The sequence below is a fragment of the Achromobacter sp. NPDC058515 genome (assembly GCF_042721735.1).
Taxonomy (GTDB): domain Bacteria; phylum Pseudomonadota; class Gammaproteobacteria; order Burkholderiales; family Burkholderiaceae_B; genus Achromobacter.
Genome location: NZ_JBHXNI010000010.1, coordinates 250,878 through 262,924, shown reverse-complemented (window position 1 = coordinate 262,924; position 12,047 = coordinate 250,878). Strand labels below are relative to the sequence as shown.

At 68.3% G+C, this 12,047-nt stretch carries 12 protein-coding genes; all 12 read right to left on the bottom strand.

Annotated elements, in window-relative coordinates; translation table 11 throughout:
- Nucleotides 1-126: 126 nt before the first annotated feature.
- Nucleotides 127-1,272 carry a YjgN family protein gene (locus ACFWP0_RS18840; protein WP_377844543.1) on the bottom strand — a complete coding sequence of 382 codons (1,146 nt, stop codon included), beginning with the start codon at nucleotides 1,270-1,272 and terminating at the stop codon, nucleotides 127-129.
- A 204-nt stretch (nucleotides 1,273-1,476) separates the two neighbouring features.
- The gene (locus tag ACFWP0_RS18835; protein ID WP_377844541.1) at nucleotides 1,477-1,926 is read right to left on the bottom strand and encodes a hypothetical protein; all 450 of its coding nucleotides are present in this window, start codon (nucleotides 1,924-1,926) and stop codon (nucleotides 1,477-1,479) included.
- 176 nt (nucleotides 1,927-2,102) lie between these two features.
- Nucleotides 2,103-2,435, bottom strand: a complete 333-nt coding sequence (locus tag ACFWP0_RS18830) for a DUF4148 domain-containing protein (protein ID WP_377844539.1) — start codon at nucleotides 2,433-2,435, stop codon at nucleotides 2,103-2,105.
- A 286-nt stretch (nucleotides 2,436-2,721) separates the two neighbouring features.
- Nucleotides 2,722-3,429 (bottom strand): ABC transporter ATP-binding protein, encoded by a 708-nt coding sequence (locus ACFWP0_RS18825; RefSeq protein ID WP_377844537.1) that lies wholly within the window; start codon nucleotides 3,427-3,429, stop codon nucleotides 2,722-2,724.
- Nucleotides 3,426-4,145 (bottom strand): ABC transporter ATP-binding protein, encoded by a 720-nt coding sequence (locus ACFWP0_RS18820; protein WP_377844536.1) that lies wholly within the window; start codon nucleotides 4,143-4,145, stop codon nucleotides 3,426-3,428. Before ACFWP0_RS18820 ends, ACFWP0_RS18825 begins: the two co-directional genes overlap by 4 nt.
- Nucleotides 4,142-5,155 (bottom strand): branched-chain amino acid ABC transporter permease, encoded by a 1,014-nt coding sequence (locus ACFWP0_RS18815; protein WP_377844533.1) that lies wholly within the window; start codon nucleotides 5,153-5,155, stop codon nucleotides 4,142-4,144. Before ACFWP0_RS18815 ends, ACFWP0_RS18820 begins: the two co-directional genes overlap by 4 nt.
- Nucleotides 5,155-6,036: a branched-chain amino acid ABC transporter permease gene (locus ACFWP0_RS18810; protein WP_377844531.1), complete on the bottom strand. Its 882-nt coding sequence runs from the start codon at nucleotides 6,034-6,036 to the stop codon at nucleotides 5,155-5,157. Before ACFWP0_RS18810 ends, ACFWP0_RS18815 begins: the two co-directional genes overlap by 1 nt.
- A gap of 78 nt (nucleotides 6,037-6,114) precedes the next feature.
- Complete coding sequence (locus tag ACFWP0_RS18805) at nucleotides 6,115-7,383, bottom strand: ABC transporter substrate-binding protein (protein ID WP_377844529.1); 1,269 nt, start codon at nucleotides 7,381-7,383, stop codon at nucleotides 6,115-6,117.
- 51 nt (nucleotides 7,384-7,434) lie between these two features.
- The gene (locus ACFWP0_RS18800; RefSeq protein ID WP_377844527.1) at nucleotides 7,435-8,664 is read right to left on the bottom strand and encodes a serine hydrolase domain-containing protein; all 1,230 of its coding nucleotides are present in this window, start codon (nucleotides 8,662-8,664) and stop codon (nucleotides 7,435-7,437) included.
- A 2-nt stretch (nucleotides 8,665-8,666) separates the two neighbouring features.
- The gene (locus ACFWP0_RS18795; protein ID WP_377844524.1) at nucleotides 8,667-9,596 is read right to left on the bottom strand and encodes a phytanoyl-CoA dioxygenase family protein; all 930 of its coding nucleotides are present in this window, start codon (nucleotides 9,594-9,596) and stop codon (nucleotides 8,667-8,669) included.
- Nucleotides 9,597-9,618: 22 nt separating this feature from the next.
- Nucleotides 9,619-11,166 (bottom strand): class I adenylate-forming enzyme family protein, encoded by a 1,548-nt coding sequence (locus ACFWP0_RS18790; RefSeq protein WP_377844523.1) that lies wholly within the window; start codon nucleotides 11,164-11,166, stop codon nucleotides 9,619-9,621.
- A complete protein-coding gene (locus ACFWP0_RS18785) occupies nucleotides 11,163-12,011 on the bottom strand; it encodes a phytanoyl-CoA dioxygenase family protein (protein WP_377844521.1) in 849 nt (282 codons plus the stop codon). The genes ACFWP0_RS18790 and ACFWP0_RS18785 overlap by 4 nt, the downstream gene beginning before the upstream one ends.
- Nucleotides 12,012-12,047 lie beyond the last annotated feature (36 nt).

Sequence of the window (12,047 nt, the reverse complement as noted above, 5' to 3'; positions counted from 1 at the left end):
GGCGGCAGCGTGTGCTGCGTTTCCCCGTCATGCACCGTCAACGAGCCGTCTGCCCGGCATTCCAGTGTCGCGGGTCGGTGGGCGGCCGCGCCGGCGTGAAAGAGCCGGCCGCGGATGACGTCGTGGTCAGATGGAGGCAGCGCTGGCAAAGCCTTCAAGCTCGCTGAATTCGCCGCCGAAACTGCCCGGAGCGCGACGGCGCCGCGATACGAATGCGTCGAGCCCGGGGGCGGCCAGCAGCGTGGTGCTTTGCGCCAGATAGCGGTGCTGGCGCACGCGCGCCCAAGGATAGGCCAGGGTCAGGGTGACCGCGGTGGCCAGAAAGCCGGACATCACGATCCAGACATAGCGCAAGGGCGAAAGCAGGCTTTGCAGGCGGTGGCCGCCCTGGATGGTCGTCTGGCTGTAGATCTCGTTGCGCACGCACGCGCCGTAATAGAGGCCGCCGACAAACAGGGCTGCATACACGCCAAGGATAGCGGGCCACACGATGTAGCTCGCGCCGAAGACGAATGCCCACAGCAGCGATTCCCAGGTGAAGGGAATTCCCGCGGACATGGACAGCAGATACGCCGCCAAGAATCCGGGCGCGGCGACGGCGATGACCAGCAACGCGCTGCGGCATAGCGCGCGATAGAGCTCGCTCAGCCGGGGCGCGCAGGCGAAGGAGGCGCCGCCGTAGCGGTAGCCGTCGGCCAGATAGCGCCCCTGCAGCTTCGAATGCAGCGGAGCGAGCAGCCCAAACGTGGCCATGGCTATGATCGGCAGGAGCAGGAACACGGCAAAGGCGCGCCAGTAGCGGCCGTAAAAGTCGAAGCGCACATTGCTCCACGACGTCATGCATGCGCTAAAGCGCAGGCCCGTGTTGATGGCCCAGGGCATGGCGACGATGATCAGCACGAGCAGAAGCACATAGAGCCGGGGCGAGACGTAGCTCGCGACGGAGATGACGGCGATCAGCGCGATGGCGATCAGCCGGCCTTTCAGGATCTGCAGGGGAGTGGCGTGATACTCGAAGGCGTGGCCGTTGATCAGCGTGTGGCCGTAGAACCACCGGTTGGTGCGGACCTGGGCCCAGGCGGACCAGATGCCCAGCGTGATGACGGTCATCAGGACGTTGACGAGCCAGATTCCGAAATAGTCGCGCGCCATGCCATGGAACTGCACTGGAAAGGCCTGCAAGACGGGCGCATCGTGCGCAGGGGCCGGCTGCGAAGAGGGGAGGCTGGCCGCAACGGGTATCGGCGTGGCGGCCAGGTCTTGCTGAATCATCTGCGTAACTCCGTTGAAGTGTGCACAAGTGAAAGTGCGCGGATTTTATTCAACGAATCGTCACGAAAGTGTCTGAAAATTCAGCTATTCAAAAATAGAATTGCGAAGGAAATATCTTCGCTGGGACGGTCTGAGTTCGCCGCGAGATAACGGAATACCGGCGGTAAACCCGGCGCAGGGCAGGGTTTGCCGGTCATTCCGGAATCACCGGTTTTCCAGCCCGGCCTGCTTCCGTTCTTCGCGGATCAGGTCCACGTTGTCGCGAACCTGCCGGATCAGGGATTCCAGGCCGGCGCGGGTTACCCGCAGGGCGTCGGCGTGCTGGTCCTTGGGGGTGACGGGATTGGGGGTGGCGGCGTCCCAGTCCAACGCGGACTGCATGGCGTCGGCCCAATCGTCGGGCGAGCCGCCGGCCCAGTCGTTGATGCCGGATCCCACGGTGGCGTTCAGCGCGTCCATGGCGGCCGGCTCGTCATCCTGGGGCAGGCCGGGGTTGGCGGAGAGCAGATAGCGAAAGCGCAGTTGGCCGGCATAGAACCATTTGACGGCTTCGTCCTTGTGGCCTTGTTCGAACAGGGTCAGGGCGTGGACGTAGAGTTCGCTGGGATGGGACTTGGCCAGATACCGTTCCACGTCTTGCGGGGTGTTCGCCATGGTTGCGCGCTCCAGTAGGGGAAGCGCTGAATCATAAACGGGGAACGTTTCCCGCCCCGTGGGAGTCGCGGGAAATGCCTGGTTGAGGGGCAGGCATCGGTTTCAGACGGGGGGAGAGTGCCGGTTGCTCTCCCCCCGTCCCGGGGTCGCGGCGCATGCTATGCGGCGCGGCGGCTTCACCACCTGCGCTGCGATTCCGACTGAGTCGGGGATTGCGGCTGGGATGCCGACCCCGGCCTTACGGTGTCCATGTACTTTCTGTAGTCGGCGATGTACTGGGGACTGTTGATATCCGGGCTTTCTTCGCCCATCCACTGCCTTTCGACGCCGGATTCCCGCCAGGCGGCCAGATCGCGCTCGACGTCCGCGCGGGTGAGGGTCACATTGGGCTCGGGCGTGGCGGTGGTGGGGGCGGAGGCCGCGGGCTGGGCGCCGGCTGGGCCGGACAGCAGCGCGAAGGCGGCGAGCGCGACAGGAATGGCGGCGCGGAACGATAGGACGGTCTTCATGAGATGCTCCTTGATGACGGATGTGATCGCAGCATTGGGCCCGGTGTCCTCGGGGCACGCCGCGACGCGGCCTGGGCCGAGGGCAGCTGCGTGACCGGAATGGCATATTCGTGTTCTTGTTGAGCGAACCCAGGCTCTTGTGCAGCGGCCCTCTGTTGCGGTTGGCGCAGCTCGGGTTTAAGGCCTAAACCCGATAGACGTGCCTCTGCCCTGGTCTCATGCCTTCGTGGTCATCGTAGGGCCGCATGGGTGCAGCCCACATACTCAAAATTGGGTACGCCGGCCGTTACATCCCCAGGTAGGCGCGGCGCAGCCCTTCGTCGGCCAGCAGGTCGGCGCCGGGTCCGGACATGACGATCTCGCCGTGTTCCAGCACGTAGCCCCGCCCGGCCAGGCTGAGCGAGCGGTGCACGTCCTGCTCCACCAGCAGGATGGTGATCCCGCGCGCGTTGATCAGAGGCAGCTTGCCGAAGATGTCCTTGACCATGATGGGCGCCAGTCCGATGGAAGGCTCATCCAGCAGCAGCAGCCTGGGCGAGGTCATCAGCGCGCGCCCGATCGCCAGCATCTGCTGTTCGCCGCCGCTGAACGAGCGGGCGAGCTGGCGACGCCGTTCGAGCAGGCGCGGAAAAAGCTGGTACACCCACTCCAGGTTTTCGCGGCTGCGGCGCTTGTCGCGCAGCACGTCGGCGCCGACCAGCAGGTTGTCTTCGACGTCCATGTGGCCGAACAGCCGGCGGCCCTCCATGACCTGGGCCATGCCCAGGCGGGCCACCAGGTGGGCGGGCAGGCCGCTGATGCGCTCGCCCAGGAAGCGGACCTCGCCCGCCAGTGCCGGCAGCGAGCCCATCACCGTGCGGATCAGCGTGCTTTTGCCGGCGCCGTTGGCGCCGACCAGGCTGACGATTTCGCCTTCATCCACTTGCATGTCGACGCCGCGCAGGACCTGCACGTCGCCATAGCCTGCGTCCAATTGCCGGATTTCTAGCATCATGCCGCGGCCTCCCCCAGATAGGCCCGCACCACGAGCGGGTCGTTGGCCACCTGCTGCGGCAAGCCGTCGGCGATCTTGCGCCCTTGCTGGATGACGACGATGCGGTCGGATAGCTGCATGATGGCCTTCATGTTGTGTTCGATCACCAGGACGCTGATGCCGTCGCCGCGCAGCGACAGGATCAGCGCCACCATTTCTTCGGTCTCCACCGGAGTCAGGCCCGCCATCACTTCGTCGAGCAGCAGCAGGCGGGGCTGGGTCGCCAGGGCCTTGGCGACCTCCAGCCGCTTGCGGCCCGACAGCGTAAGCGTGCGCGCCACCTGGTGTTCGCGCCCGGCCAGTCCGACGCGGGCCAGCACGGCTTGCGCCGCTTCGGCGGCCTGGGCCGGGGCGCGATGGCGCAGGAAGGCGCCGATCATGGCGTTTTCGAGCACGGTCATGTCGCCAAAGGGCTTGACGATCTGGAATGTGCGCGCAAGTCCGGCGGCGCAGATGCGCGCCGGGTCCTTGCCGGCGATGGAGGCGCCCTTGAAGCGAATTTCCCCGCTGCTGGGCGGCACGAAGCCCGAGGCCATGGAGAACAGCGTGGTCTTGCCCGCGCCGTTGGGGCCGATCAGGCCGACGATTTCGTCGGCGCCCACGGCGAAGCTGACCTGGTCGGAGGCGCGCACGCCGCCGAAGTTGCGGCTGACGTCCAGGAATTCGAGCAGGCTCATCGCGTGCCTCCCATGGCTTGCCCGACAGGCTTGACCGCCGGGGCGGCGCCACGCGCCGGCGCCGAGCGCTTGCGCGCCAGCAAGGCCATCAGTCCGCGCGGCTCCCATCGGACGACGATCATCAGCAAGAGGCCATACAGCATCATGTCGGCCCCGACCATGCCGCCGGTCAAGGAGCGCGCCAGTTCTTCGCCCGGCAGCAGCAGCATCGCGCCCAGCACGGGGCCCCACAGCGTGCCGCGTCCGCCGATGATGCAGATCACGGCGATGATGACGCTGAGGTTGGCGCCGAAGACCTTGTCCGGGCTGATGTAGAGCACGAACTGGGCGTAGAAGGTGCCGCCCAGCGCGGTCATTGCCGCGCTCAGCATCGCGGCCGCCAGTTTGTAGCGCCGCACGGGAACGCCCAGCGCCAGCGCCGCGTCCTGGTCGTTGCGCACGGCGGTCAGGCAGTAGCCGAACCGGCTGCGCAGCACATGGCGGTTGACCAGCAGCGCGGCGGCGGTGAAGACCAGGGCCACGATGTAGTAGAAGGCCTTGCCGGTATGCTGGAAGTACAGCGGCGCGTCGCGCAGCAGCGTTACCTCCATGCCGCGGGGGCCGCCCAGCAGGGTGTCCGCGTTCTCGGCCAGGGTCTTGAGCACCATGCACGAGGCGATCGTGGCCAGCGCGAAGTAGGCCCCGCGCAGCTGCAGGCAGGACAGGCCTACTATCAGGGCGGCGGCCATCGCCACCGCCGCGCCGGCCCACATGCCCAGCCAGGGGCTGATGCCCAGGTTCACGAACAGCCAGGTCGAGGTGTAGGCGCCCAGGCCGAAGTAGGCCGCGTGGCCGAGCGAGAGCTGGCCGGCGATGCCGCCCAGGATGTTCCACGACAGCGCCAGGTAGGCGTACAGCAGCGTCATGGCGGCGACCGACAGCAGGTATTGGCTGCCGGACAGCAGCGGCAACAGCGCCAGCGCGCACAGCGCGGCCGCGCCGGCCATGGAGGTCAGTTTGCGCTTGGCCATTATTCGTTCTCCACGCCGAACAGCCCGCTGGGCCGGAAATACATGGTGGCGAGAAACAGAAGGAAGATCAGCGCCTCGGCGTAGGTGATCGGGATCAGCTGGCTGCCGACCGACTCCAGGACGCCTACCAGGATTCCGCCCCAGAACGCGCCGGCTACCGAGCCGATGCCGCCCAGCACGACGATGACAAAGGCGCGCAGCCCGAAGATGTCGCCGACGAAAGGGTTGACTGGGTAGAGCGGCAGCAGCAGCGCGCCTGCCGCGCCCAGCACCATCAGGCCGATGGCGAACGACAGCCGGTAGACGCGCACGCTGTCGATGCCGAGCACATTGGCGGCTTCGCGGTCCTGGCCGGTGGCGCGGATCGCGCGTCCGGTGCGCGTATGGCGCAGGAACATCACCAGCCCCGCGGTGATCAGGGTGGCGAACAGCAGGCCGGCAATCTGCGGATAGGTGAAGATCAGGTCTCCCGGCATCCACACCTCGTTGGCCCAGGGGGCGTCGATCGTGTGGCTGTCGGGTCCCGCAAGCGCGAGGAAGGCGTTGTCCAGAAAGATCCACAGGCCGGTGGTGAAGATCAGGACGCCGATGGGTTCGCGGGCGGTTTCCTTGCGGTAGATGCCGTCGAGGAGCCAGCGCTGACAGGCATACCCGACCGCGAACAGGACCGCGGCCGTCAAGGGCATGGCGGCCAGCGGATGCAGGCCGAAACGGCTGGTGAGCGCAAAGCACACGTACATCGACATCATCAGGAAGGCGCCGTGGGCGAAGTTGATGATCTTCATGACGCCGAACTGCAGGCTCAGGCCGAGCGCGATCAGGCCGTAGACGGCGCCGCTGGCGAGGCCGCTGAGCAGCGCCTGGATAAGGGTGGTGGTCAAGTGAGGGCTCCTTGCGGGGATCGGGGCATCGCCGGCGCCGGACAGGGCCGAGCGGGCGCGGCGGCGATGCCGGGTCGGTCAGGGCTTGGCTTGGGCGGCGGGCCACGTCATCTTGTAGGACTTGGACGCCAGGCTTTCCGGCCAGACCGTGCGATATTGGCCGTCGGCGGTGATCTGCTGCATCACGTAGCGCTTTTCGGGGTTCTGGCCCTTGGCGTCGATCACGATGTCATAGCCCACCAGTTTGTTAAGGTCCGTGCCTTGCAGGCGCGTCTGGGCCAGGGCGTCGCGGATCGCTTCGGGATCCGCGCGGCCGGCGCGTTCCAGCGCGTCCTTGATGACCCACACGGCGGCGTAGGCGCTGACGGACAGCTCGTTGGGATCCACCTTGTAGGCGGCGACGTAGTCATCCCAGAAGCGCGTGGCGAACGGCGTGGTGATGGACGATTCGTAGCCGGCCCAACCGTTGGTGGTGTAGACCTGGTTCGCGACTTCCTTGCCGACCAGCGGGATGAAGGTGCTGTCGATCTGTCCGGCCGCGCTGCCGATGAAGGTTGCGCCGACCCGCAATTGCGCCAGCAGCTTGTGCAGCTGCACCGCGTCGGCGCCGTAGGACGTCACGGTGACAACGTCGGGCTTTCTCCCCTTGATCTTCAGCACCAGCGGGCGCAGGTCGGGCGAATTGGGCGGATAGCCTTCGTCCAGCACCAGTTCGATGCCGGCCGCCTTGAACTTGGCGCGCAGCGTGTTGGCCATGTCCTGGCCCCAGTCGGTGTTCTCGTAGACCATGGCCACCGTCTTGGCGGGCTTGCCGGTGGCCTGGCCCGCATAGGCGATGAAGTCGGCCATGCTTTCGGCGTTGCCCGAAGCGGGAATCTGGGTGGGACGGAATACGTACTTGAAGCCCCGCTCGGTGATGTCGGCCTTGGCGGCCAGGTCGACCACCCACGGCACCCGGCTCTTCTCGGCCACGGCGGTGGCGGGGAACGTTACTCCGCTCTGGAAGGCGCCCAGCAGCACGGGGGTCTTCTCGCGGGTGATCAGGCGTTCGACCTCGGTCATGGCGACCTTGGCGTCGCCGCGCGTGTCGACCTCGACCAGCTGCAGGGGAGCGCCGCCCAGCGCCTTGATGCCGCCCGCGCCGTTGATGTGCTTGACGGCCAGGTGGGTGGCGCGCGACATGTCCTTGCCGATGGAGGCCGCGGCGCTGCCCGACAGCGGGATCAGGTATCCGATCTTGACGGGCTCGGCGGCGCCGGCGCTCCCTTGGACGAGCAGGGCGGCGCCGGCGGCGGCGAACAGGCGGCGAAGGGCGGCCGTGCGGCGGTTGGGGAAGTTCGTGTTCATGGGGTTGTCTCCAGGTTTTTTTATGTTTGTTGCAGGCGGGCCAGGATGGCGTCAGGACGGCGGCGGCGCGCCAATGGCGGCATGCACCGCCTGCACCAGCCGGTGCGCGCGGTCGTCGAGCAGCACGCTGCGGCCCAGGCGGTTCATGGTGTAGGCGAAGGCCAGCCGGCGCTCGGGCCAGGCGAACGCCAGCGATCCGCCGGCGCCCGTATGGCCGAAGGCCTGCGCGCCGAAGCAGGCGCTGTCCAGGCCGCGCGCGCGGTTGTCCATCTGGCGCATGAAGCCGCTGGCAAAGCGCGTGGGCACGCGCAGGCAGGCGTCGTCGCCGGTCTGCGCGGACAAGGCGGTGGCGGCGGCCAGCGTGTCCTCGCGCAGCAGGCGTACGCCGTCGCGCGCGCCGCCCGCAGCCAATGTTCCGTACAGCCGCGCGAGGCTGCGGGCGTTGCCGATGCCGCCGGCCGCGCACAGCCCGGCCGCGTGGCCGGCGCGGCTGTTGAAACCCGCTGGCCGCCAGCCTCCGGTGTTCCTGGCGTACAGCGCCGTCGGGCTGTCCGGCTCGTCTTGCAGGGAGCGTTCGAACGGACTCAAGGGCGCTTGCGGCGCGGCAGGCGGCACGATGGGGGCGACGCGCGCTTCTACGCTGGCGGGCAGGCCGATCCAGAAGTCCAGGGCCAGCGGCTGCGCCACATGGCGGCGGAAGAACTCGCCGGGCATGCAGCCGCCCAGCCGGCGCACCAGCTCGCCGACGAGCCAGCCGTAGGTCAGGCCGTGGTAGGCCACCCGCGAGCCTGGCGCCCAGAAGGGGGCGGCGCGAGCCAGCCGGTCCGTCATGCCGTCCCAATCGAACGCGGCGTCCGCGGGCAGCGGCTCGCGCAAGGCGGGCAGCCCCGCGGTGTGGTTGAGCAGCATGCGCGCGGTGACGCCGCCCTTGCCGGCTGCGGCGAACTCCGGCCAGTAGCGGGCGACCGGCGCGTCCAGGTCCAGTTCGCCCGCCTCGGCCAGCATGTGGGCGCACAAGGCAGTGGCCGGCTTGGTGTTGGAGAACACGATGCAGACCGTGTCGCGTTCCCATGGCCTGCGGCGCTCCGCGTCGGCCCAGCCTGCCCACAGGTCGATGGCGGGGCGGCCGTCGATCTCGACGGCCACGGCCGCGCCCAGTTCGCCGGCGTCCTGGAAGTTGCGCGCGAAAGCTTCGCGCACAGGTTCGAAGATGGGGTCGCAATGGCCATGAATGGCCACGCCTGCCGCGCCGCCGGCTTGATGGATGGAGGCCTCGGACATGGTCAGCGCGTCAACGGCGCGCGCGCGCCGAAGCCCAGCAGGTAGCGCGCGTCGTTGGAAAGCCCGGACGCCACGTCGGAGGCCAGCGTGCTGGTGAAGTCGGCGAAGCCGCGCAGCCAGGACACGTTGTAGTTGCAGAGGATGGCGCGCCGATCCCGGCCGGTGTGGTTCGGGCCGGAGCGGTGCCAGGTGTTGGACAGCCAGATGGCGACCGAGCCGGCGGGCGCGGTCAGCGTGACTTCGCCGTCCAGCGGGCCGCTGCCCCAGGGGGGCGACTTGCGCAGCTTGTGGCTGCGCGGCATGACGCGGGTGGCGCCGTTGTCCGCCGTGAAGTCGTCGAGCATCCAGACGTTCTGCAGGGTCAGCGGAAACTCGGGCAGGGGTTCGGCGATCTGGCCCAGCGGCGCGTCCACGTGCCAGGCGCCGCCGCCGGTGCCCGGGCCGATGCTGGTTGCCTGGAAGTCGTGCAGGTTGCAGTCCAGGCCCATCACATGGCGCACCATCGGCAGCACGACCGGGTGCTCGATCAGCGGGATCATGTCGGGCGCCTTGTTCAGCAGGTTCCAGATGCGCTGCGACTTGTCGTCGTCGAACAGGGTGGGCAGGTGCAGGAAGTTCTTCGAGACCTTGCTGATCGGAACCGGCCAGCGTGTGTTTTGGTTGTCGCGGCGGTACTGGTGTATGCGCGCGACCATGCGGCTGGCTTCGAGGTCGCTGACCGTGTAGTGGCGCTTGTAGTAGGCAAGGATTTCATCGTCGTCCTCGTGCTGTTCGTCGTCCAGCGGGAACGGGTTGGCGCGCTCGGCGGCCATCAGGCCGGCCACGCGTGCGCGGGCGTGCTCCAGCTGCTGGGCGTCCAGCACATTTTCGATGACAGCGTATCCCTGCTCGGCGAGCTGTGCTTGCAGCGCCTGTAAATCAGACTGTTTCATGTGTCTCCCCTGGTTTTGCGGTTCACTGCGAAATCGGACCGGATGCCGCAACGGGCTCCAGCGCGCCGCGCGCGAGCTTGCCGATGCTGGTGCGCGGCAACGCATCGGCCGCGCCGATACGGCGCGGCACCTTGTAGGCGGCCAGGTGCTGGGCGCAATGGGCCTGCAGCGCGGCGGTATCCAGCCGCTGGCCAGGCGCGGGCGTCACCCACGCGTGCACGACCTGCCCCAGGCGCGCATCGGCCACGCCGAAGGCCGCGGCTTCGCCGACTTCGGGCCGGGCCAGCAGCACCTGTTCGACCTCCAGCGGATACACCTTGAAGCCGCCCGTGTTGATGCAGTCGTGCCGGCGCCCCTGCAGGTGGAGGTAGCCGTCGGCGTCCACGATGGCCACGTCGCCGGTGTAGAACCAGCCTTCGCGCAGCGCTTGCCCGGCGTCCGGGGCCGGCTTGCGGTAGCCGGCCATCACGTGCGGCCCGCGCACGCGGATTTCACCGGGCTGCCCCGGAGGCAGGACCCGGCTGCCGCTGTCCAGGTCCACCACCTGCAGTTCGCCGCCGGGCACGGGCAGGCCGACCGAGCCCGGCTTGCGGGGGCGGTGCATGGGATTGAACGCCAGGCAGGGGCCCGCTTCGCTCATGCCATAGCCTTCGTAGATGGGACAGCCGGCGTGTTGCTCGAAGCGCGCCAGGGTCTCGCGCGGCAGCGGCGCGGCCCCGGAGAAGCAGGCTCGCAGGCTGGCGAGCCGTTCGGGACGCAGCGCCGGGCTCAGCAGCAGGTCGTGGAAGATCGCCGGCGCGCCCGGCAGCAGTGTCGCGCCATGCGCGGCGATCGCGGCGATGGTCCGGGCGGCGTCGAAGCGCCGCATGATCACCAGTTCGCCCCGGGCGTGCAGGCTCAGGTAGAGCGACATCGATACCGCCGAAACGTGAAACAGCGGCATGACGCAGAGCACGACTTCCGCGCCGCGCCGCGTGGGCAGCCAGGCTTCGCGCTGCGCGATGTTGAAGGCGATCTGGCGGTGCAGGATGTTCACGCCCTTGGGGCGCCCGGTGGTGCCGCCGGTGTATTGCAGCGTTGCAAGGTCTTCGTGCCGGGGCAGCTCCTGCGGCAGCGCGCAGGCCTGCGGCAGTAGCGCGAGCAGCCCCGCGCCATTGCCCGTGCCGAGGATGGAGCCGGCGTCCAGCCAGGGGCACAAGGCGCGCAGGTCCACCTTGACGCTGTCGTCGTGAAGCACCATGCACGGCGCGGCGTCTTCCAGCATGAACGCCAGCTCGCGCTCGCGGTAGCCCGGATTGAGCGGCACCGCCTGGGCGCGCAGCGCGTGCACGGCGAAGGTGGCGACGGCCAGGTCCAGCGAGTTCTGCATCAGCAGGGCGACACGTTCGCCCGGCCGGACCCGCTCGCCCAGGCGGCGCGCCAGCGCCCCGACCAGGCCCGCGTACTGCGCGTAGCTCAGGCGGGTGTCCTCGAAGGACACCGCCGGCCGTTCGGGCGTTTCCAGGGCGGCGTCGCGCAGCAGGTGGACCACCGAGGCCGGGACGCCATTCAGGGGCGCTTGCGGGCTCATGCCTTGGGGGCTCCGGCATTGCGCGCGGCCTTGGCGTCGCTTGCCTGCCAGACGGTGGGCCGGCCTTCGCGGCCGAGCAGCGTGATGGGGTCGGCATTGTCGATATGCCCGTACTGGCCCTTGTAGATGCTGTATCCGCATAGTTCCTGCAGGCGGCGCGGAAAGCGTCGGGCAAGATCGGCCGGAATGCCGAGCTGCAGGTTCTCCTGCTGGCGCATCCAACCGGCGCAGTAGTAGCACGACAGCGCATAGCGCCGCGAGTTGCTGTCGTTCGCGCCGCCCTTGTGCCACAGCGCGCTGTCGAACAGCATGACGCTGCCGGCCTTCATGGTGGCCCGCACGGACTCGATATCCTGGGCGCCGTAAGGCGGCGCGCTGTCGTAGAGGTGGCTGCCGGGCACGACGTGGGTCGCGCCGTTGTCCTGCGTGAAATCGCTCAGGGCCCAGATGGCGTTGACGGCCAGCGGCGGTCGCGGCCGGGGCAGGGCGAGCTGCTGCGTATCCTCGTGCAGGGGCTGGGCGGCCTGCCCGGGCGCCAGCGTCAGCGAACACAGCGAGGACAGCAGCAGTTCCCGGTCGAGCAGGCGCTCGGCCAGATCCAGTATTTCCGGTTGCAGCGGAACGTCCCAGAACAGCGGGTCGTAGACCAGCAGATTGTTGATGCGCACCGTCTTGCGGCCTTCGAATGCCGTTTTGGCGTAGCCGAGGTTGTGCTCGGCCTCTATCCGGATCAGGGCCTCCTGGAGAAGGCTGACCTGGGCGGGCGCGATGATCTCCGGCAGCACGACGAATCCGTCGCGGCGGAACGCCGCGATCCGCTCATCGAGCGTTACGGGTGGGTGCATCTTTTGTCTCCTTGCTGGCCTTGCCGGCCGCGGCGC